The organism is Halopseudomonas litoralis (genome assembly GCF_900105005.1).
Lineage (GTDB): Bacteria > Pseudomonadota > Gammaproteobacteria > Pseudomonadales > Pseudomonadaceae > Halopseudomonas > Halopseudomonas litoralis.
The window spans coordinates 3,031,489-3,052,448 of the sequence record NZ_LT629748.1 but is presented as its reverse complement, the minus strand read 5'-3'; the positions used below and the strand labels follow the sequence as shown (position 1 = coordinate 3,052,448).

Below are 20,960 nucleotides of genomic sequence, written 5' to 3'. Positions count from 1 at the left end.
TAGTGGGCGATTCCTTTGGCCGCGTTTCGTGTTGCCTGGGCGATGCTCTGCGCCGATCAGCAGTACCGTCGTGGCCGCAGCCAACCGCCTCGTCGGCATCCTGCGCCCACAACACATGTAGCCACAAAGCCCAACCAGGTCTGGTCCTGGGACATTACCTATCTGCCATCGCCGGTGCGTGGTCAGTATTACTACCTGTATCTGATTGAAGATATTTACAGCCGCAAAGCCGTTGGCTGGGAGGTGCACAGCGCCGAGTCTGGCGAAGAGGCTGCCGCCTTGTTGCAACGCAGCATTCTCAGCGAAAAATGCCTGCGTGAGCCGCTGGTGCTGCATTCTGATAACGGTGCACCCATGAAGTCTGCGACCTTGCTAACCAAAATGTATGACCTTGGCGTCACGCCTTCGCGCGGCAGGCCCCGCGTAAGTAATGACAACGCCTTCTCGGAATCACTGTTCCGAACATTGAAGTACTGCCCTCAATGGCCGCAGAACGGCTTTGCCAGCCTGGATGACGCCCGGGCCTGGGTCAGGGACTTCATGTGCTGGTACAACCACGAGCACCGACATAGCCGGATCCGCTTCGTGACGCCAGCGGAGCGCCATCTGCGCCTGGATGTGGATATCTTGGCAAAGCGTCATTCGCTGTATCAACAGGCACGCTCAGCGCACCCGGAACGATGGTCAAGGAATACGCGAAACTGGGACGCTGTGAGGGAAGTAACACTCAATCCAGAGAAGCAGCAAAACCTGCAAGAAGAACCGCAGCTACAGGCTGCATAAAAGTATGGTCTACGCGACAACTACGTTGACAAACACCGCTCCTGAAAGGTTGGTGTTCCTTTCAGTGAGGGTTTTTATATTTCCCTTGACTCAGCGCGCGATGGTCAGCTTTACCCTCGACGTTGTGAATACCCGCCTGCCCCACACGGGATGCATCCGTAATGTATGCCTCCCATTGTCTTGTTCTTCCACGGCGACCAGTTCCGTTGATTCGATAAGAATCTCAATTAGCTTCACGCCAAGCTCCTCCAAGAACTCAACGGTGTCGTCCGTAGTTTCGACCACATCGAGGCCCGTGTAGACGCATACGCCCCGCGTGGGTATTGGCTTTGGGTAACACTCAGCGCATGAAAGCAATACCCTCCTGAGGACCCGCGCGCCCACCTCTTCGGGCGGAAGTTCCAGAAACCTGGATATAGGCACCTGACCGACAAAAGCATCAGGTGTCATTGTGGATAGCCATTCGCGGTATCTGGCGGCAAAAAGAGGAATCAGCGCCTCACAAAGAATCCGCTCAGTCACTAAAAGATCGGTAAGCTGGGAGTGGTGGTCAGTTGTAAAAGTGTTAGGCACAAGTAAAGCTCCATGTATGAAGGATTGTTTGCTTTACGTTGCGTTGTATTTCGTTGCGTTGGGGGGAGCTTACAGCCGCTTCGCTCTGGTGTCCAGGGTTTCTCAAAGCTCCATTCCTTGGTATCAAATCCTGATACCTTGAGACCTGCTCGTGTGCACCCCAGGGGCATCGCATCAGAAGTACGGGAAAAACGTACTTTGAACCCTCCAAGGTCCGCAGATTTGCGGAGGGTCGGCATTCTCACGGGTCACACTAATCATGACATTCTGTTTATCGCTACCCAAGTGGCACGGGCAGCGGGGCTGAAGAACCCAAGCAACCGCGCATCATTGAACGCCCAGTATGACCCTGAGCAGGCCATCCGGGTTAACCGACTACCTGACTGGCAGAGTCTACCTTTGAACGGTAGACCGGACTTACAGGCCCGGTCCTGGATATTCACGAGGGGCGATCTACACGAGGTCTATAATAAAAGTATAGACCTGCCCAACGATATGAGCGGCAAGACGTACCAGAGCAAGACAGCTTTACTCGACCAAAGCCGAAATTTCGTCATTGAACGGGGTGGCGCTAATCCCGGCACTTGGGTCACCGAGGTGGTCCTGCCGTCCATCCGCAAGACCGGTAGCTTTAATGTCACCGAAGCCCAGGACGATACCTCAAGGCAATACGCTGGGTAGCCTCTCACGTAACACCACAGCCAGTTTGTCTACTGGGACCGTGGACCCGTAGGTGTCATACGCTAAGGTCCCCGAGGACTGACCGAGTATCCCTTGGGTGTACGCCACAGGAACCCCTTCAGCTTGCATAAGGGAAGCCAGGGAGTGCCTTAAACTGTGAAACGTCAGGTCAAGATTATCACCACTGACAAGCTTCCTCAGTGTGCTATTGAGGTGCTTCCCAGCGTACGGTACAGACACACCCAGGACCGTGGAGCCTTCACCTTCTGCGACAAACTGGAGGAATTCTTTCAGGGAGAACCCATAGGCCCCATCCGTGAGAGGAACTTGTCGTTTCGACTGCTTGGTCTTGAGTCCCTTCCCGCCATTGTCGTTAATGTCAATGAATACAATGCCCCCCTCAGTCGTCCCAATGTCCTCCTTGGTTAGCTGAAGGATTTCGCCCATGCGCGCCCCTGTGATAACCGCAAGGGACAGCCCCCAGCGCTTCCAGGAGCCCATTGGCAGGCCATTGGCATACTTCATGATCTGACCTACCTGTTCCTGTGAGAATGCCTCACGGGTGCTCATGGCACCTTTCTGGAACTTGAGGTTGTGGATGTAGGCTTTGCTGATCATGTCATTATTCTCAGCCCACCTCAGGACCGTGCTCAGGTTCGCAATGAGGTTGTTGACGGTGGAGGGCTTGCGGGTCTCAACAAGGGAGGCCCTGAGGGCTATCAGATCGGCCCTTGTGTGGTTGCGAAGGTCCAGCCCCTTGAGAGCCGCAGCGATGACCCTGTGATTGTTCACCAAGCCCTCGAATGTGGAAGGCGTTATGTTCTCCCTGTGCTCCTCTCGGTATGTCTCAGCGAGAGCCTCGAAGGTCAGCGGGGCGGTAACTGAAGGGGAGCCTGAGGTGGGGCCTGAGGTGGGGCCTACAGATAGAGACACAGGGGCGCTGTTAAGGCTATCAGGGGTCCCTTTGTCATTGAATTCATCTATCATTCCCAGAAGGTCCTCAGGGGCTCCCCGTAGCCTCCTCAGCGCTGCCCCCATGAGTTGCCCTCCAAGTACCGTGGCTCTCGCCTGAGGAGCTGTGAGGGCTCCCGTTCTTGCGAAGAGCTGAAGGTCGGACTGCCAGTCAGCATACAGAAGCGCTTGGTCTTCCAATGAGGCCCATTCCGTAGAGGTTGCCAAGGTGGTCTCAGCGATAACCTTCAGCCGGTCCCTCAGTTCCTCCCAGGTAGCATCAGGGTTATCAAGGTGAAACGTCCTCAGAGTCGATTGGAGGAGCTTGCTTGTCTTCATGGCGGTAGGCCTATCGGTGGTCCGTAGGGAAATGGTGCAGGAACTCAGGGAACCGCTGGGACGGACCCTCAGTTGGTAGACCCCTTGCTTCCTGAAGTGGTACGGATAGGCCAGAAACACTGAGATTTGTGACTCATTTGTGACCCGGTTGTGACCGTAGACCCGTTTCGATGCTTTGCTTGCAGTGTCCATAGTGGCTGGAGCCCTTTTAATTGCTGGGTCTCATCACCTTTTCAGTTCCTTATACGTCCAGATTATGACGGAATTGAGAAAGTAAACGTAGGGCCATCTTGTCACGCATGGGGGAATCGGCCGCGCTGCACATCTCGACGCGATTGCGTCCCAGCGCTTTGGCTCGGTACAGGGCGCCATCGGCGGCGGACACCAATGCCGTGTAATCGTATCCGTGCAGACCGGTGCCGGCGACGCCGAGGCTGATACTGAGCATCACCGGCTGATCGGAAATGCTCTCAGTGTGGCTGTTGACGGCGAGGCGGATGCGTTCAGCGACTTCCTGAGCATCGCTGGCATCGACGCCGGGCAGTAGCAGCACGAATTCCTCACCGCCAAAGCGTCCGAGCAGATCATTGCTGCGCATATGCAGGCGGATGCGGGTCACCAGATGGCAGAGCACCGCATCCCCGGTCTGATGTCCGAATTCGTCATTGATACGCTTGAAATGGTCTGCATCGACCATGATCAGGGCGGCTGGAAGACCCTGCTGTCGAGTGGCATCGAGCAGGCCCTGGGCCTTATCGTGCATGCTGCGCCGATTCAAGGTGCCGGTCAGCGCATCGTGTTCGGACAACTGCTGCAGGGCCATTATCGTGCGGTAATGGGTCATGAGAATGAAGCCGCCGGCCATACCTATCTGCGCCACCATCACCCCCAGCAGCGTGGCGTGCTGCAGCACCTCACCGGTGATACCGGCCTCCTGTAAGCTTCCCTGAAAGCCCGCCGCCGCCCGCAGCAGCAGACCGATGCCGCTCAGCAGCATGATCCCCCCGGTAAACCAGTAGGCGCGGCGCAGCGGAGCGGCTGCCGGGACCAACAGCTCGCGCGCGGACATCAGACACAGTCCACCCAGGCAGATACCGGTAGCGGCCAGCCGCGCTGCGGCGCTGTCCTGTATATAGTGGAAATAACCGAGAACCAGCATGACCAGCAACGCAGCCAGAATCGGTCCGGCCTGCGGCTGGCTCAGTCCCTTGAAGGCGCGCACCCCAAGCCAGATGACGCCCAGACCCAGCACCATGAGACCAGCAGCAAGAATCTGCGAGACGCTGTAATGCAACAGGCCCTGGCTGATACTCAATACCAGTCCCATGGTCAATGCCAGATTGCCCAACGCCCAATGCCGCAGACCTTTTTCACTACCGGAATGCCAGGCAGCCATGATCAGCACGAGGGTCATTCCCAGAGTGACCAACACCAAGGCGAGGGCCAGGGAGAATGTGTTCAAATCGGTTTGCATATAGCGGGATGATCCTTGTCCGGCGATGCGAGCCGGCACCAGTCCGGACATGCTCCTTGCATGAGCAACGAAGATTAGTCCTCCGCAAGCCTGGGTTAAAGTGCAAACTTTGCAGGATGTGCGGGGGTTGGCAGAACTGGGGTGGCTTTACGCTATTATCCACTTCCGGACCAGAGTATAGGCGGCACAGCGAGGCGTGCATGTTTTTTTTGAGACGAGGGTGGTTGGTACTGTTGGCTGCGGTATGGGTGGCGGGTCTGGGCTGGGCCTGGTGGTGGTTTGACGGCTATCACAACCGGGCCTTCGAGCGCCCGGCGCACTTTGCTGCCGCGAATGTGGTCGCGCCCTTTGCGCCGGGGCAGATTCAGGTGGTGCATGTATGGCAGGCCGGATGTCCGTGCAATGCCGGCCACGAGGCTTATATTGCCGAGATGACTCGACGCTTCAGCGCGCAGGGCGTCCGTTTTGCCCGTAGTGGCAGCCTGATCGCCCGCGAGGGCACAGCCCTCGCCCAGCTACCGCACTGGGCTTTGCCGCAAGCCTGGTCCGACTGGCCGGGCGGGCCGTCACTGGCCATCTGGGATGCGCAGGGCAATCTGGCCTACGTCGGCCCTTACAGCGATGGCGCCAGCTGCAATAGCGACAGCAGTTTTGTCGAGCCGGTATTGCGAGCGTTATTGGCCGATAGGCCGGTGAATATCACCCAGCAGGATACGGTGGCTTGTCTGTGCGAGTTGGTTGAGTGAAGCGAGGCCCGGTTTATGTGAAAGCGCTCCCACAAGTGATGGTCTGAGCCGGTGAGTTCAAGCACGCTTTTCGTAGTCTGACGGCTACTTGCCCAGCCCCTGTGCCAGCAGTCGGTCCAGTGCATTGGCGAAGGATTGCTTGTCCTTGTCGCTGAAGGGGGCCGGGCCGCCGCGGCCAGCCAGGCCGGCGCCGCGCAGCTCGTCCATCAGGTTGCGCACCGCGAGGCGCTCGCCAATGCTGCCCTGATCGTAGATCTCGCCCCGTGGGTTGATGGCAGTGACGCCGCGGCGTACCAGTCCATCCGCCAGGGGAATATCGGCGGTGACAACCAGATCTCCGGGCTGCGAATGTTCGATGATGTACAGGTCAGCCACGTCCGCGCCGCCTGGCACCACCACCTGGCGTACCCCGGGGGCAGCAGCCAGACCCAGCGAGCTGTTAGCTACCAACACCAGTTGCAGTTCCTGTCGGCGGGCGGCGCGTAGCATGATGTCACGTACCGGGCGGGGACAGGCGTCGGCGTCAATCCACAAAGTCATGCTTGCCAGTTCCTCATGAGTCGGACAGCTCTGTTTGCAGCTGCTCAAGGGCTTCCTGGGCCTCCAGCCACTGCATTTCCAGCTCGTCGATGCGCTGTTGGCCATCGGCCTGGCGTGCCAGCAACTCCTTGAGTCGGGTGCGGTTGGCATCGCTGTACACATCGTTATCGGCCAATGCCGTCTCGATTTCCAGCATGGTCTGCTGCGCGCTTTCCAGCTGTTTTTCCAGCTTGTCCGCGGCCTTCTTCAGTGGGGCAAGGCGCTGCCTCTGTTCTGCCGCTTGACGCCGCTGGGTCCTGGCGTCAACGCGTGGACTGGTTTCTGCCGCCTCGCTGCCGGCGGCCAGATTGGCCTGCTGCTGGCGGAACTGGGCAAGCCAGCGGGTATAGCTGTCCAGATCTTCGGCATAGGTGGTCAGCCTGCCATCGGCCACCAGCCACAGTTCATCTGTGGTGTCGCGGATCAGGGCGCGGTCGTGGGAGACCAGCAGCATGGCACCTTCAAAATTCTGCAGGGCCACGGTCAGGGCATGCCGCATTTCCATGTCCAGGTGGTTGGTAGGTTCGTCCAGCAACAGCAGGTTGGGCTTCTGCCATGCAATCAGCGCCAGAGCCAATCGTGCCTTTTCCCCGCCGGAGAAATGCAGTACCGGTTCTTCGGCGCGGCTGCCATGGAAGTCAAAACCACCGAGGAAGTTGCGCAGTTCCTGCTCACGCTGCTGCGGCGCGATGCGCGCCAGATGCAGCAGTGGGCTGGCCTCCGGGTCAAGGCTGTCCAGCTGATGCTGGGCGAAATAGCCGATCGCCAGGTGTTCACCGGTCTTCAGTTCGCCGGCGAGCAGTGGCAGAGTGCCGGCCAGCGTCTTGATCAGCGTGGACTTGCCAGCGCCGTTCGGGCCGAGAACGCCGATGCGCGCGCCCGGCGCCAGCTGCAGTTTGACGTTCTGCAGAATGGCCGAGTCGTTGTAGCCGAGTACCCCTTCGCGCAGATCCAGCAGCGGATTGGATTGGTTGTCCGCTTCGCGGAAGCTGAAGTTGAATGGCGAGTCCATATGTGCCGGACTGAGCATCTCCATGCGTTCGAGCGCCTTGAGGCGGCTCTGTGCCTGGCGCGCCTTGGTCGCCTGAGCGCGGAACCGGGCAATGTACTTCTGCATGTGCTCGCGCTGGGCCTGTTGCTTTTCGAAAGCGGCCTGTTGCTGGCTCAAGCGTTCGGCACGGGTGCGCTCGAACTGGCTGTAGCCGCCGCGGTAGAGGGTCAGTTGGCGTGCCTCCATATGCACGATATGTTCGACCACAGCATCCAGAAAGTCCCGATCATGGGAGATCAGCAGCAGAGTGCCCGGATAGCTCTTCAACCAGTCTTCCAGCCACAGGATGGCGTCCAGATCCAGGTGGTTGGTCGGCTCGTCGAGCAGCAGCAAGTCGGAGGGCGACATCAAGGCCTGGGCGAGATTAAGGCGCATCCGCCAGCCGCCGGAGAACTCTCCGACGCGCGCTTCGCATTGCGCCGAGCTGAAGCCCAGCCCGGCCAGCAGGGTGCGTGCACGGCTGTCGGCACTGAAACCGTCATGGGCTTCCAGTTCGGCGTACAGGGTGCCAAGCTGACTGGTATTGTGTTGCTGTTCGGCTTCCGCAAGTTGGCGCTGGATGGTGCGCAGACGCTGGTCGCCATCGAGCACATAGTCGACGGCCAGTCGTTCCAGGTCATCTATTTCCTGGCGCATGTGGGCAATGCGCCAATCGGCCGGAAGTGAGCAATCACCGGCATCAGGTGTCAGCTCGCCGCGCAGCAGTGCGAACAGGCTGGATTTGCCCGCGCCGTTGGTGCCGAGCAGGCCGGCTTTCTGGCCCGGATGCAGGGCCAGGTTGGCATTTTCCAGCAGCCGCAGTGGGCCGCGTTGCAGAGTCAGGGAGTCGATCTTTATCATGGCGCGGAGTATATCAGTGTGAGGAATCCAATGAGTGGATTGTCACTGGCCGACTACGCGGGCCGGCTGTACACGCAGCCGGGCGTGAAAGTGTTGTTGCTGGGGTTGCAGGATGAGGCCGGGCAGGATGTGCTGTTGCTGCTCACGGCCTGTTGGCTGGGTGCGCGTGGTAGCGTAGCCGATCAGGCGCTGTGGCAATCCTTGCATGCTCGGCAGCGTCCATGGCGGCAACAGGTTATCGAGCCGCTGCGGCAGGTGCGACGGAGCTTGGCTGGTGATCCTGTCGCAGCCGCGTTGCGCGAGCAGGTCAAGGCCTGCGAGCTGGCTGCCGAGTGGCATCAGCTGGCGCAGTTGGCGCAATTATGTGAAGGCCTGCCGGAGGCAGGTGAGCCGCTGCCCTGTATCGAGGCGCACTTGCAGCTTTGCTGCGGCGGCTTGCTGGATCAGCGTCTGGAACAGCTGGCCATTATTGCAACCAGGGCGGGGCAGTGGCCAGACGGCTGAGGATCATGGATGGGCCGGGATCCATCCCGGCCAATGTCGCCTGGTTCAGGCCTCGTTATCGGTCTGGGCGGGCGGTGTAGCTGATTTCTTGTTGCGTGAACGGCGTTGCGATGGGCGGCCGGCCGGTTTGTTCTGCGCTGACGGATTGTCGCGCTTTTCTATAGCCTGGGTTACCTGCAGGTCGATACGATCCAGCCCTTTGGCCAGACGCAGGGTCTGACGTACATCGCTGTGCAACTGACGGATATAATCCTGGGCTTCGGTCCGCGACTGGGTGAGTGCGGCCATGGCCGTGGTCAGTTCCTCGATCTCGTGCTCCACCGGCTCGCTGCCATCCTGCTCCCGAGCTATCTGTTTCTTCTGCGCTTGGTCGAGCTTTTCCTGCAGTGCCTGATGTTCGCGGTCGAGCTTTTCCAATGCCGTGCGGGCATCGGCTTCTGCTTGAGTGCAAGCCTCGGCCAGGTGGTCGTTCAGCGTGCGTGCCAACACCTGCAACAGGTGTAGCGGGGTCTGGACTCGGGCAGTCTGGTTGTCGTCGGTTTGACCGGTCACTTGTTACTCCATTGTCTCGATAGCTTCATGGGTGTTGCGGTAGGCGTTATGCATCACTTCGATCAGGCAGTCTTCAAGTTCAAAGCGCTCCAGCAGCAGACCGCCGAGCTTGAGTAGCCGCGAATGCATGATATCCAGCTTGAGTGCGCGCGTGTGCTTCGGGCCATAGTAGTCGTTGAAGATCACTGCGAACTGCGTGATCGTTTCTATGCGTGGGATGACCTGGCGGGTCAGGTCCAGCGCGCGCTCGTCGCCGGCCTCTTCAGCACCGCGCACCAGCTGTTCGTAGACCGCGAAGTGTCCAGCTGATGCATAGTCCAATAGACAACTGCAGAAGTTGTTGAGGAGCTGTTGAGTGCTGGCGCCGGGATCTTCACGGTCGCGCAAAGCAATGTAATGCTCCACGAGCTTCTTGCGTTCAGTCAGCCAACGGTCGATGAGATCGTCCACCCCGCCCCAGCGTTCCTGGGCTGTTCTGCATCTTTCCAGCATGATCCACCTCGTTTTGCCTTGTAGCCGGGATTGGAATTGCTGTTCCCGTGGAGGCAACAGAATAGGCCAGTCCGTACGACGGTATCAAGACTTGCGGTGGCGCGGTGGGCTTCAGTCTTCGCGGCGGACCAGTTGAAGCAATCCGAATAGGGCGAAGCCGATGAAGGCCAGCAAGGTGCATTCTGCAATACTCAGGCCGAGGAAGGTCCAGGTCACCTTGGCACAATCGGCGGTGCCGCTGAACAACAGCGTGAGCATCTCGAACACCGGCAGCACATCAACCATGTAGTCGAGGCTGGGCAGACAGGATGGCAACTGATCGGCGGGTTGATGCTGCAGCCAGACCTGACGGCTGGCGGTGGCACCGCCGAACACGGCAAACAGGGTGACGCCGAAGGCATAGGCGCGCGCGGCCAGGTTGCGTCGGCGCTCACGCTTGGGCTGCGGGTTATGCAGCACTGCGCCCAGGCAGATCAGGCCGATAAGCAGAAAGGCAAAGCGCTGCACAATGCACAGCGGGCAGGGCAGCAGGCCCATGACGTATTCCATGTAGTACGCTGCCGCCAGAAGCAGTGCGCAGGTGATGAAAGCGAGCAGGTAAAGCGGGCGTGAAGCAGGCAGGGTCATGCGCACATCCATAGCTGGGGGGGGGAAGCGGCAAATACCTTAGATGATGGGGGAGGAGCTGACAAGAGGCGCAAGCGTCGCCGGCCGCAGAGCGGGCCGGCGAGCGGGTGCGATCAGGCCTCGGCTTCGGCTGTTTCAGCTGCGCGGCGCTGTTCTGCCTGAGCGAACAGGGCGTCGAAATTGACCGGAGCCAGCATCAGCGGAGGGAAGCTGCCACGCAGCACCAGGCTATCGATGGCCTCGCGCGCATAGGGGAACAGGATGTTCGGGCAGAAGGCGCCGAGTGTATGACGCATGCCGGCTTCATCCAGGCCGTTGATGGCGAAGATGCCAGCCTGCTGTACTTCCGCGATGAAGGTGACTTCCTCTTCGCCGTTGGTAACAGTGGCGGACAGGCTCAGCACGACTTCGTAGATGCCTTCCTGCAGCTCGGTGTGGCGCGTGTTCAGGTCGAGGTTGACCTTCGGGTTCCACTGGCTCTGGAATACTGCCGGCGCTTTCGGAGATTCGAAGGAAAGGTCCTTGATATAGATGCGCTGCAGATTGAACTGCACCTGCGGCTGGTTACCCTGTGCGCCATTGGTGTTTGCGTTGTTTTGTTGTTCGTCAGCCATGTTCAATCCTTGTTGGTTCCATTTGTCTTGGGCAGCCCCTGGAAAGCTGCTGCGCTTGCTACGTTTTTCAGGGGCTGCCGAATAAAGTTCAGCCAGCCAGCATTGTATCCAGTTTGCCCGAGCGTTCCAGTGCTACCAGCTCATCGCAGCCGCCGACATGGGTGCCATTGATCCAGATCTGCGGTACCGATGTCCTGCCCGCCAGCCGAGTCATTTCGGCGCGCACGTCGGGCTTGCCGTCTACGCGGATCTCATTGTAATCGACGCCCTTGCTGTCCAGCAGTTGCTTGGCGCGGATGCAGAACGGACAGTAATTGCTGCTGTATATAGTGATGTCAGTCATATCAGCCCTTAACAAGTGGCAGGTTGTCTGAACGCCAGCCTCCGATGCCATTGGCAAGCCGGCTTACCTGATTGTAGCCTGCGGCTTTCAATTGCTTGGAGCAAGGGCCGGAATGCTGGCCATTGGCACAGGCCAGGATAATGGGGCGCTCCTTGTGCTTTTCCAGCTCGGCCATCCGTGTTGCGAAACTGTCCTGGGGGATATTGATCGAGTCGACAATATGCCCTGCAGCGTAATCCTTCTTCGGCCGCACATCGACAACCAGGGCATTTTCCCGGTTGATCAATGTCGTAGCCTGCTGTGTGGTGATGGCTTTGCCGGCCTTGCGGCCTTCGGTGATGATCAGCAGCGCAAGTACCACCAGAAAGGCCGTGGCCAACCAATAATGATTGCCTATGAACTCGATAAGATGCTGTAGAAACTGCATGAAGTATAATTCCGGAATCGTTGAAGGCCGCCAGTATACACAGCCCGGTCGGGTGGCAGAACCTCCGGTGTGCATGACACGCCGCAGCCGGCCAAGTAAACTGGCGGCAGCACACCTGCCGCGGCGCGGCAGTGCACTCCCTTGCCTCTTTCATACAGCGAGTCTAATCGGATGACAGCAACTCCCAAACCCGTGGTATTGATGATTCTGGATGGCTTTGGACACAGCGATTCACCTGAGTCCAACGCAATCATGGCCGCCAACACCCCCGTCTGGGATCGCCTGTGGGCGAACGCACCGCATACCCTGGTTTCCGGTTCCGGTATGGATGTGGGGTTGCCGGATGGGCAGATGGGCAACTCGGAAGTCGGCCACATGAACCTCGGTGCCGGCCGGGTGGTATATCAGGACTTCACCCGGGTAACCAAGGCCATCGCCGATGGCGACTTCTTCACCAATGAAACCATTTGTCAGGCGGTCGATAAGGCTGTGCAGGCGGGCCGCGCTGTGCATGTCATGGGGCTGCTGTCTCCGGGTGGCGTGCACAGTCATGAGAGTCAGATGGTCGCCATGGTAGAGCTGGCGGCCGGCCGCGGTGCCGAGCAGATTCACGTGCACGCGTTCCTTGATGGCCGCGATACGCCGCCAAAAAGCGCTGCGCCTTCCCTGGTTCTGCTGGAACAGGCTTATCAGCGTCTGGGCAAGGGACGTACCGCCAGCCTGATCGGTCGTTATTTCGCCATGGATCGCGACAATCGCTGGGAGCGGGTCGAAGCCGCCTATAACCTGATCAGCGAAGGGCAGGGCGAGTTCAGCGCGGCCAGCGCCGAGGCCGGGCTGGAAGCAGCCTATCAGCGCGGCGAGAGTGACGAGTTCGTCAAGGCTACCGTCATCGGCGAGCCGGTGCGTGTGGAAGATGGCGACGCAGTGATCTTCATGAACTTTCGCGCCGACCGTGCCCGTGAACTGAGCCGGGCGTTCGTTCAGCCGGACTTTGACGGCTTTGCCCGGCAGCGTGCGCTGAACATGGCCGGTTACGTCATGCTCACCCAGTACGCCGCGGATATCCCGGCGCCATGCGCCTTCCCGCCGTCATCGCTGACCAACGTGCTGGGCGAGTATCTGGCAAACAACGGCAAGACTCAGCTGCGTATCGCTGAAACCGAGAAATACGCCCACGTTACCTTCTTCTTTTCCGGTGGCCGCGAAGAACCCTTTGAAGGCGAAGAGCGCATCCTGATCCCGTCACCGAAGGTCGCCACCTACGACCTGCAGCCGGAAATGAGTGCACCCGAAGTCACTGATCGCATCGTTGAAGCCATCGAGCAGCAGCGTTATGACGCTATCATCGTCAATTATGCCAACGGCGATATGGTCGGTCATACCGGGGTGTTCGAGGCGGCGGTCAAGGCGGTTGAATGTCTGGATCATTGCATCGCTCGCATCGAGGCGGCGCTGGCCAAGGTGGGTGGCGAAGCACTGATCACCGCCGACCACGGCAACGTTGAGCAGATGGCTGACAGCAGCACCGGTCAGGCCCACACGGCGCATACTTGCGAACCGGTACCTTTCGTGTATGTCGGGCCGCGCCAGGTGAGCATGCGTGACGGTGGCATCCTGTCCGACGTGGCGCCCACCGTGCTGACGCTGCTCGGAATGGAGCAGCCGGCGGAGATGACCGGCCGCTCCATCGTCAGTCTGCAGCGCTGAGCCCGCGGTCATGAACTATCGGTCATGGACCGGAGCGGTGCTCTGTCTGGTGCTGATGCTGCTGGCGCTACCCGCGCTGGCGCAGCCTGCTGATGCCGAAAAGGCCAGAGCCGAACTGAAGCAGACCGAGCAGGAGATTGCCCGGCTGAAGAAGTTGCTGGGCTCGCTCAAGCAGGAAGTATCCGGCCTGGAGAAGGAGCTGGAGACCAGCGAGAGCGAAATCGGTCGGTTGCGTCGGGAAAGCACCGACATGGAGCAGCAGATTCGTGAGGGCGAGAGCCGCCTGCAGGATCTGCAACAACAAGCTGAGGCGTTACAGGTGGCGCTGGAGGCTCAGCAGGAGCAGATCGCCAGGCAGGTGCGCGCGGCCTACATGGCCGGGCGTCAGGATTATCTGAAGATGGTGCTCAATCAGGATGACCCGTCACGCGTCGCGCGCATGCTGCGCTATTACGGCTATGTAAGCCGGGCGCGGGTGGAGGAAGTCGAGCGTTACACCGACACCATCGCCCAGATCCGTGATGCCAGCGCGCAGATCGCCGGTCAGCAGACAGCATTGCAGCAGGATCGGCAGGCGCTGGCGGCTCGCCAACAGGAGCTGGAGGCCGAGCGTGAGAACCGCGCCAGGGTACTGGCCGGGCTACGTGGGCGTAGCCAATCCCAGCAGCAGCAGATCAGCCAGCGTGAAACAGAACGTGCCGAGCTGGCTGCGCTGATCAAGAAGCTTGATGAAGCCATCACCAGCATTCCGGCGCCGGCCGGCAGTCTGCCGTTCGCCCAGGCCAAGGGCAAGCTGCCCCTGCCGGTCAATGGCAGGATCCAGGCGCGCTTCGGCAGCCAGCGGGGAGCGGATTCCAGGCTCAAATGGGATGGTCTGCTGATCGGTGCTCAGGAGGGGGCGCCGGTGCATGCGGTGCATGGCGGGCGTGTGGTGTTCGCTGACTGGCTGCGCGGCTCCGGCTTATTGCTGATTCTCGACCACGGAAACGGCTATCTGAGCCTGTACGGTCATAATCAGAGCCTGCTGCGAGATGTTGGCAGCTGGGTTCAGCCGGGCGAGGCCGTTGCCACGGTGGGCAACAGCGGCGGGATGGGCGAGGCTGCATTGTATTTTTCCATTCGTCACCGGGGCCGGGCGCTCGATCCGGCGGCCTGGTGTATGCTTCCCAGTTGAGAACTCTTTGAAAAATCCCATGGGCTCGTTCATGCTGCAGTGACTCGCTGCGCTTTACGGGGCGGTGGGTGTGCTGAGTGACTTCATGCGGCCGGAGGTCATCAGTTAAGTCCGGCATATGCCGGAATCCTTTACGAATCCAACGTCTTGACTTGGAGAATTCGATGACCGCTGTGCAGAAAATGTCCATTGCCTGTCTGAGTCTCATGCTCGGCTGGATCCCCGTGCAGGCTCAGGACCAAGAGGCGGCGGCCCCGCTTCCGCTCAATGAACTGCGCACCTTCACCGAAGTGCTGGAGCGGATCCGCACCTCCTATGTCGAGCCGGTGGATGATGCCACCATGCTGGAGAATGCCATCCGCGGCATGCTCGAAGGGCTGGACCCGCACTCGGCCTACCTCGAACCCGAAGCCTTCCAGGGGCTGCAGGACACCACCAGTGGGCAGTTCGGCGGACTGGGCATTGAAGTGGGGCAGGAAGATGGCTTCATCAAAGTCATCTCGCCGATTGACGATACGCCGGCTTCTCGGGCCGGTATCGAGCCGGGGGACCTGATCGTCAAGATTGATGATCACCCGGTCAAGGGCATGAGCCTGATGGATGCGGTGGATAGAATGCGTGGGCCGGCCGGCTCGAAAATTACCCTGACACTGGTACGTGGTGCCGGCACGCCTTTCGACGTGCAGCTGGAACGTGCGGTGATCAAGGTGAAGAGCGTGCGCACCGAAGCTCTCGACCCGGGCTACGCCTATTTGCGGATTACCCAGTTTCAGAACAATACCGGTGAAGAAGTCCGCCGCAGCCTGAAAACGCTTACCGCCAAGGACGAGCTCAAGGGGCTGGTACTGGATCTGCGCAACAACCCGGGCGGCGTACTGCAGTCTGCAGTGGAGGTTGCCGATGCTTTCCTCAGCGACGGCCTGATCGTCTATACCAAGGGTCGCCTGCCGAATACCGAGATGCGTTTCAACGCCTCCTCGGCCAATCCCGGCAAGAATATTCCGCTGGTGGTGCTGATCAACGGTGGCTCGGCGTCCGCCTCGGAGATTGTCGCCGGCGCGCTGCAGGACCGGGGCCGGGCGGTGATCATGGGGACCGACAGCTTCGGCAAGGGCTCGGTGCAGACGGTATTGCCGCTGAACAACGACCGTGCGCTGAAATTGACCACCGCGCTGTACTACACACCGAACGGACGCTCGATCCAGGCTCAGGGCATAGTGCCGGATATTCAGGTCGAACGGGCGCTCTTGACTCGCAACGCGGAAGAAGCGAGTTATCGCGAGGCCGATCTGCTCGGCCATCTGAACAATGACAGTGGCGAGGAGCGTCGGACATTGCGCAGACAGGTGACAGATGAAGCGACAGCACGCGAGGCCGACTATCAATTGAATCAAGCCTTGAATCTGCTCAAGGGACTGAATATCACCCGCAGCCGATGACATTATCGTTTTGCCCTGGCATGGTCCGCGCGATCATGCTTGGGCTGTTGACGCTGGCACTGACCGGCTGTGGCGAGCCGGATGATCCGCCGGCGGCCGAAGCAGCACCAGCCGTCACTGAACAGACCGTGGCGATACCAGATACGGCGCAGAGCGATGCAGCCTATTACGATGAGCTGCGTGCGCGCTGGCTGGAACTGGAGCGTGCCGCTCAGGCCGAGCCTGAACACGCCCCTGCTGCACCGTTCCAGCAGATTGTTGAAGAACCGCAGCCCATCGCCTCAGCCCCCGCTGCGGCCGCCACACCTGCCATTGGTATCATCATTGATGATGTCGGCCACAGCTTGATCCGGGGGCGGCGTCTCATCGCCCTGCCGGCGCCCGTGGCGCTGGCCATACTGCCGCATACCCAGTCAGCCCAGCGGCTGGCCAGCGAGGCGGGAGCGGCCGGCAAGACCGTCATGTTGCATCAACCCATGGAGAGTGGCGCGGCGCTGCCGATCGGGCAGGGCGGTTTGTATGCCGAGATGAATAGGGCTGAACTGGAAACAACGCTGCAAGCCAACCTGAACAGTTTTATCCCCATTCAGGGCCTCAACAATCACATGGGCAGCCGCCTGACCAGCAATCGCGAAGCCATGGATTGGGTGATGCAGGTTCTCGGCGCGCGTGGGCTGTTCTTCATCGACAGCCGCACCTCCCCGGATACCCAGGCCGCCTTTGCCGCCGAGGCGCAGGGCGTGCGGCATCTGTCGCGGGATGTGTTTCTGGACAATGAGCGTACCGCAGTGGCTATCGACGCCGCCTTCCAGCGTGCACTGGAGCTGGCGCGCAAGCAGGGCACAGCACTGGTCATCGGCCACCCCTATCCGGAAACACTGGATTATCTGGAGCGGCGGTTAGCTGGTCTGGAGCAAGTTGAAGGAGTGCTGGTAGTCAGTGTGGAGGAGCTGCTGGCGCGCAAGTATCGGCGTTGAGTGCCCCTCTCCCCTTGCGAGAGAGGGGGAAAGGTTTACACCCGCATTTCGATCCCGCGCTCGGCCATATACGCCTTGGCTTCGCCGATGGTGAACTCACCGAAGTGGAAGATACTGGCGGCCAGTACTGCGTCGGCGCCGCCGAGCAGTACGCCATCAGCCAGATGCTGCAGGTTGCCGACACCGCCCGAAGCGATCACCGGTACGCCCACCGCGTCGCTGATGGCGCGGGTTACGCCCAGATCGTAGCCGCTCTTCACACCGTCCTGATCCATGCTGGTCAGCAGGATTTCGCCGGCGCCCAGTGCTTCCATCTTCTTCGCCCACTCCACCGCATCCAACCCGGTGGGCTTGCGCCCGCCATGGGTGAAGATTTCCCAGCGCCCCGGCTCACCGAGGGCAGACACGCGCTTGGCATCGATGGCGACGACAATGCATTGCGAGCCGAAGCGATCGGCCGCCTCGCCGACAAAGTCCGGAGTGAACACCGCAGCGGAGTTGATCGAGACCTTGTCCGCCCCGGCATTCAACAGATTGCGAATATCCTGAACGGTACGCACGCCACCGCCCACAGTCAGCGGGATGAATACCTCGCTGGCCATGCGCTCGACGGTATGCAGCGTGGTGTCACGGCCTTCGTGGGTGGCGGTGATGTCGAGAAAGGTGATCTCGTCCGCGCCCTGCTCGTTGTAGCGCCGGGCGATTTCCACCGGGTCTCCGGCGTCACGGATGTTCTCGAACTTCACGCCTTTGACGACGCGACCATTTTCCACGTCGAGGCAAGGGATGATGCGTTTGGCCAGCGCCATGTCAGCTCTCCGGTGGTTGTTCAGTTGGCCGCAGCGTCGCACAGTGCCTGCGCTTGCGCGACATCCAGCGTGCCTTCATAGATGGCGCGGCCGGTAATGGCGCCGATGATCCCCGGTGCGCGGGCATCCAGCAGTTTCTGGATATCGCTCAGATTGTGAATACCGCCGGAGGCAATCACCGGAATCGAGGTGGCATTGGCCAGTGCTGCGGTGGCTTCCACGTTGCAGCCCTGCATCATGCCGTCCTTGGCGATGTCGGTGTAGACAATTGCGGATACGCCGTCAGCTTCGAAGCGTTTGGCCAGATCGATGACCTGCAGGTCGCTGACTTCTGCCCAGCCGTCGGTGGCCACAAAGCCGTCCTTGGCATCCAGCCCGACAATCACCTTGCCGGGAAAGGCGCGGCAGGCTTCGCCGACAAACTCCGGCTGCTTGACTGCTTTGGTGCCGATGATCACGTAGCTGACGCCTGCGCGGACGTAGTGCTCGATGGTGTCCAGCGAGCGAATACCACCACCGATCTGGATCGGCAGATCCGGGTAACGCTTGGCAATGGCGGTAACTACGTCGCCGTTGATCGGCTTACCTTCAAAGGCGCCATTCAGGTCCACCAGGTGCAGGCGGCGGCAGCCGGCTTCGACCCATTTGGCGGCCATGGCCACCGGGTCATCGGAGAACACCGTGGCGTCATCCATCAGGCCTTGGCGCAGACGAACGCAGGCGCCGTCCTTGAGGTCAATCGCGGGGATAATGAGCATGGCTAGATTTTCCTGATCGGTTTACCAGCGGCCATCCCACACCAGGAAATTCTGCAGCAGCTGCAGGCCGTTGGTATGGCTCTTTTCCGGGTGGAATTGGGTGGCGAAAATATTGTCCTGTACCAGCGCAGCGGCAAAATCGACACCGTAATGGCAGCGTCCGGCTGTCTGAGTCGGTCTCACCGGGCTGGCGTAGTAGCTGTGTACGAAATAGAAGCGCGCATCCTGTGCGATGCGGTGCCACAGTGGGTGGTCGCCGGTCTGTTTGACCTGGTTCCAGCCCATGTGCGGCACCTTGAGGCGCTCGCCGTCTTCGTTCAGGTCATCACCGAAGAACTTCACCTCGCCGGGAAACAGGCCGAGGCCGTCCACGCCGCCATTTTCTTCACTGCGCTCCAGCAGCATCTGCATGCCGACACAGATGCCCAGCAGGGGTTTTTCGGTTACTACCTGACGCACGACCTGATCCAGTCCCAGCTTGCGCAGTTCGCTGATGCAGTCGCGGATGGCGCCGACGCCGGGCAGTACCACGCGCTCGGCATCCAGAATCTGCTGCGGATCACTGGTGACTGTCACCTGGCGCGCGCCAGCATGTTCCAGCGCCTTGGCCACCGAGTGCAGGTTGCCCATGCCGTAGTCGATAACGACTACTGCACTCATTTACAGCGACCCCTTGGTCGAAGGGATGCGGTCGCCCATGCGCGGGTCGATTTCAACAGCCATGCGCAGCGCGCGGCCGAAGGCCTTGAACACGGTCTCGATCTGGTGGTGGGTATTGATGCCACGCAGATTGTCGATGTGCAGGGTGACCAGCGCATGGTTGACGAAGCCCTGGAAGAATTCCTGGAACAGATCAACGTCAAAACGACCCACCACCGCGCGGGTGAAGGGCACGTGCATCTGCAGGCCGGGGCGGCCGGAGAAGTCCAGTGCGACACGCGACAGGGCTTCGTCCATCGGCACGTAGGAGTGGCCGTAGCGGCGCAGTCCCTTCTTGTCACCCACCGCCTTGGCAAACGCCTGGCCGAGGGTGATGCCGACATCTTCCACGGTGTGGTGATCGTCAATATCCAGATCGCCACGACACTCGATATGCATATCGATCAGGCCGTGTCGAGCTACCTGGTCAAGCATGTGTTCGAGGAAGGGAACGCCGATATCAAAGTGCGCCTGGCCGGTGCCGTCCAGATTGATTTCCACTTTGATCTGCGTTTCCGACGTGTTGCGCTCGACACTCGCCCTGCGCTCCGTCATGGCAATTCTCCACAATATATAAATCAAGGGCGGGCATTATACGGCTAGCCCATCCCCGGGGCTATAGACAGCTGGGATTAGCGCCCCGGTTCGGGAACGTCTTGAGGGTCGACCGGCTCTGCATCCAGCTTTTCCTCGGCCAGCTCCTGGTCGTCGCTATCGGCATCCAGGCCTTCCTGAGCCTGTTCGGCGGCGTGATAGTGCAATTCCACCAGTACCGGGAAGTGGTCAGAACCGATATCCGGCAGGCGCATGATGGTGCGCAGGGTGAAATGGCTGCTGTGGAAGATATGATCCAGCGGCCAGCGCAGATACCAATGTCCGGCATGGAAGGTGTTGAACATACCACGCCCGACGCGCGGATCCAGCAGGCCGCTGATCTTGCGAAACAGCCGAGTGGTAGTGGACCAGGCTACATCGTTCAGATCACCGGTAACGATGACCGGACAATCGGCTTCTTCGATGCGTTTGGCGATCACCAGCAGTTCGACATCGCGCTCGGTGGATTCGTCGTTCTCACTCGGACTGGGTGGAGCCGGGTGCAGGAAGTGCACACGCACGCAGGCACCGCTGGGCAGTATGACGCCGGTATGGATCGAAGGTACGTCATCCTCCACCAGCCAGGCGACCTCAGCGTCCTGCAGTGGCAGGCGCGAGTAGACATGCATGCCATAGAGGTTTTCCAACGGGCATTTGACGGTATGTGGGTAATCCGCTTGCAGCGAGTCCAATTGCTGCTGCCACCAATCATTGGACTCCAGGGTGACGAAGATGTCGGGCTGATGCTTGCGTATCTGCGCCAGCAACAGATCGGCGCGGCGGTTGGTGGTCAGCACATTGGATACGAGAATGCGCAGAGTCTCGCCATCCTGATCTGCCGCCTGCTGGACCTCAGGCTTCCACAGCCGGGTATAGGGCAATATCCACCAGGCCTGGTAGGTCAGACACAGGCTGCAGATCAGGATCGGCAACCAACTGGGCAGCTGGGTCAGGTCCAACAGGGTCAGGCAGGCCACCAATTGCAGTGCCAGCAGGGTTGCCAGTTGCAGTCGGGGGAAGTCCCATACTCGCACCCACCAAGTCTCATGTCGACTCAGCGGCAACAGAGTCAGCAGTGCAAGTACGCCGGTAGTCAGGCTGAGGATCATCCAGGCCATAAAGGGCATCTCGTTTGTCATGGACGGGTTATCCTAACGCATAAGCCATTCTTTGCCAGCGGGCGGCTTTCCTGGTGACGAATGAGGCGGCAAAATGAGCAGGATG

Annotated in this window: 22 protein-coding genes and 1 pseudogene; 7 read left to right on the top strand and 16 right to left on the bottom strand. The window is 60.1% G+C overall.

The genetic code is table 11. The annotated features are described in order from the left end of the window. Positions 1 to 51: 51 nt before the first annotated feature. Positions 52 to 783 (top strand): annotated as a pseudogene (locus tag BLU11_RS14645) (IS3 family transposase); the annotation flags it as partial. A gap of 90 nt (positions 784 to 873) precedes the next feature. Here BLU11_RS14645 and BLU11_RS14640 read toward each other — a convergent pair. The 3 genes from BLU11_RS14640 to BLU11_RS14625 form a co-directional block, all read right to left on the bottom strand. Continuing rightward, positions 874 to 1,356 (bottom strand): hypothetical protein, encoded by a 483-nt coding sequence (locus BLU11_RS14640; protein WP_090274613.1) that lies wholly within the window; start codon positions 1,354 to 1,356, stop codon positions 874 to 876. Positions 1,357 to 2,016: 660 nt separating this feature from the next. Beyond that, positions 2,017 to 3,327 carry a tyrosine-type recombinase/integrase gene (locus BLU11_RS14630; protein ID WP_157718694.1) on the bottom strand — a complete coding sequence of 437 codons (1,311 nt, stop codon included), beginning with the start codon at positions 3,325 to 3,327 and terminating at the stop codon, positions 2,017 to 2,019. 241 nt (positions 3,328 to 3,568) lie between these two features. After that, the gene (locus BLU11_RS14625; RefSeq protein WP_157718693.1) at positions 3,569 to 4,801 is read right to left on the bottom strand and encodes a GGDEF domain-containing protein; all 1,233 of its coding nucleotides are present in this window, start codon (positions 4,799 to 4,801) and stop codon (positions 3,569 to 3,571) included. 200 nt (positions 4,802 to 5,001) lie between these two features. On the opposite strand from BLU11_RS14625, the gene BLU11_RS14620 reads away from it, so the two are divergent. After that, positions 5,002 to 5,547 carry a DUF6436 domain-containing protein gene (locus tag BLU11_RS14620; RefSeq protein WP_157718692.1) on the top strand — a complete coding sequence of 182 codons (546 nt, stop codon included), beginning with the start codon at positions 5,002 to 5,004 and terminating at the stop codon, positions 5,545 to 5,547. Positions 5,548 to 5,631: 84 nt separating this feature from the next. Here BLU11_RS14620 and BLU11_RS14615 read toward each other — a convergent pair whose 3' ends face one another. Both BLU11_RS14615 and BLU11_RS14610 read right to left on the bottom strand, forming a co-directional pair. Beyond that, positions 5,632 to 6,087 (bottom strand): YaiI/YqxD family protein, encoded by a 456-nt coding sequence (locus BLU11_RS14615; RefSeq protein ID WP_090274602.1) that lies wholly within the window; start codon positions 6,085 to 6,087, stop codon positions 5,632 to 5,634. 13 nt (positions 6,088 to 6,100) lie between these two features. After that, complete coding sequence (locus BLU11_RS14610; protein WP_090274601.1) at positions 6,101 to 8,017, bottom strand: ATP-binding cassette domain-containing protein; 1,917 nt, start codon at positions 8,015 to 8,017, stop codon at positions 6,101 to 6,103. Positions 8,018 to 8,047: 30 nt separating this feature from the next. Between BLU11_RS14610 and BLU11_RS14605 the strand changes: the two genes are divergently transcribed. Then, positions 8,048 to 8,521 carry a TIGR02444 family protein gene (locus tag BLU11_RS14605; protein WP_157718691.1) on the top strand — a complete coding sequence of 158 codons (474 nt, stop codon included), beginning with the start codon at positions 8,048 to 8,050 and terminating at the stop codon, positions 8,519 to 8,521. A gap of 45 nt (positions 8,522 to 8,566) precedes the next feature. Here the strand turns inward: BLU11_RS14605 and BLU11_RS14600 are convergent, their stop codons facing one another. From BLU11_RS14600 to BLU11_RS14575, 6 genes are all read right to left on the bottom strand, one after another. Further along, positions 8,567 to 9,073 carry a hypothetical protein gene (locus tag BLU11_RS14600; protein ID WP_090274599.1) on the bottom strand — a complete coding sequence of 169 codons (507 nt, stop codon included), beginning with the start codon at positions 9,071 to 9,073 and terminating at the stop codon, positions 8,567 to 8,569. Between the two features lie 3 nt (positions 9,074 to 9,076). After that, a complete protein-coding gene (gene rsd / locus BLU11_RS14595) occupies positions 9,077 to 9,565 on the bottom strand; it encodes a sigma D regulator (RefSeq protein WP_090274597.1) in 489 nt (162 codons plus the stop codon). A 111-nt stretch (positions 9,566 to 9,676) separates the two neighbouring features. Further along, complete coding sequence (locus tag BLU11_RS14590) at positions 9,677 to 10,192, bottom strand: disulfide bond formation protein B (RefSeq protein ID WP_090274594.1); 516 nt, start codon at positions 10,190 to 10,192, stop codon at positions 9,677 to 9,679. A 113-nt stretch (positions 10,193 to 10,305) separates the two neighbouring features. Further along, positions 10,306 to 10,806 carry a protein-export chaperone SecB gene (secB, locus tag BLU11_RS14585; protein WP_090274592.1) on the bottom strand — a complete coding sequence of 167 codons (501 nt, stop codon included), beginning with the start codon at positions 10,804 to 10,806 and terminating at the stop codon, positions 10,306 to 10,308. A gap of 88 nt (positions 10,807 to 10,894) precedes the next feature. After that, positions 10,895 to 11,149 carry a glutaredoxin 3 gene (gene grxC / locus BLU11_RS14580; protein WP_090274591.1) on the bottom strand — a complete coding sequence of 85 codons (255 nt, stop codon included), beginning with the start codon at positions 11,147 to 11,149 and terminating at the stop codon, positions 10,895 to 10,897. A 1-nt stretch (position 11,150) separates the two neighbouring features. Next, positions 11,151 to 11,576 carry a rhodanese-like domain-containing protein gene (locus tag BLU11_RS14575; RefSeq protein ID WP_090274589.1) on the bottom strand — a complete coding sequence of 142 codons (426 nt, stop codon included), beginning with the start codon at positions 11,574 to 11,576 and terminating at the stop codon, positions 11,151 to 11,153. A gap of 171 nt (positions 11,577 to 11,747) precedes the next feature. Between BLU11_RS14575 and gpmI the strand changes: the two genes are divergently transcribed. The 4 genes from gpmI (at position 11,748) to BLU11_RS14555 (ending at position 16,876) form a co-directional block, all read left to right on the top strand. Further along, positions 11,748 to 13,286 carry a 2,3-bisphosphoglycerate-independent phosphoglycerate mutase gene (gpmI, locus tag BLU11_RS14570; protein WP_090274587.1) on the top strand — a complete coding sequence of 513 codons (1,539 nt, stop codon included), beginning with the start codon at positions 11,748 to 11,750 and terminating at the stop codon, positions 13,284 to 13,286. 10 nt (positions 13,287 to 13,296) lie between these two features. Further along, entirely contained in the window at positions 13,297 to 14,460 is a 1,164-nt protein-coding gene (locus tag BLU11_RS14565; RefSeq protein WP_090274586.1) for a murein hydrolase activator EnvC family protein, read from the top strand. Between the two features lie 164 nt (positions 14,461 to 14,624). After that, positions 14,625 to 15,899 (top strand): S41 family peptidase, encoded by a 1,275-nt coding sequence (locus tag BLU11_RS14560; RefSeq protein WP_090274584.1) that lies wholly within the window; start codon positions 14,625 to 14,627, stop codon positions 15,897 to 15,899. Between the two features lie 35 nt (positions 15,900 to 15,934). Then, complete coding sequence (locus BLU11_RS14555) at positions 15,935 to 16,876, top strand: divergent polysaccharide deacetylase family protein (protein ID WP_157718690.1); 942 nt, start codon at positions 15,935 to 15,937, stop codon at positions 16,874 to 16,876. Positions 16,877 to 16,911: 35 nt separating this feature from the next. On the opposite strand, the gene hisF is transcribed toward BLU11_RS14555, so the two are convergent. The 5 genes from hisF to BLU11_RS14530 form a co-directional block, all read right to left on the bottom strand. Continuing rightward, positions 16,912 to 17,685 carry an imidazole glycerol phosphate synthase subunit HisF gene (gene hisF / locus BLU11_RS14550; RefSeq protein ID WP_090274579.1) on the bottom strand — a complete coding sequence of 258 codons (774 nt, stop codon included), beginning with the start codon at positions 17,683 to 17,685 and terminating at the stop codon, positions 16,912 to 16,914. Between the two features lie 20 nt (positions 17,686 to 17,705). Then, the gene (gene hisA / locus BLU11_RS14545) at positions 17,706 to 18,443 is read right to left on the bottom strand and encodes a 1-(5-phosphoribosyl)-5-[(5-phosphoribosylamino)methylideneamino]imidazole-4-carboxamide isomerase (RefSeq protein WP_090274576.1); all 738 of its coding nucleotides are present in this window, start codon (positions 18,441 to 18,443) and stop codon (positions 17,706 to 17,708) included. 21 nt (positions 18,444 to 18,464) lie between these two features. Continuing rightward, complete coding sequence (gene hisH / locus BLU11_RS14540) at positions 18,465 to 19,103, bottom strand: imidazole glycerol phosphate synthase subunit HisH (protein WP_090274574.1); 639 nt, start codon at positions 19,101 to 19,103, stop codon at positions 18,465 to 18,467. Then, a complete protein-coding gene (hisB, locus tag BLU11_RS14535; protein WP_090274572.1) occupies positions 19,104 to 19,697 on the bottom strand; it encodes an imidazoleglycerol-phosphate dehydratase HisB in 594 nt (197 codons plus the stop codon). It lies immediately after the preceding gene. Between the two features lie 77 nt (positions 19,698 to 19,774). Beyond that, positions 19,775 to 20,875, bottom strand: coding sequence for an endonuclease/exonuclease/phosphatase family protein (locus BLU11_RS14530; RefSeq protein WP_231702212.1), 1,101 nt, complete (start codon positions 20,873 to 20,875; stop codon positions 19,775 to 19,777). Positions 20,876 to 20,960 lie beyond the last annotated feature (85 nt).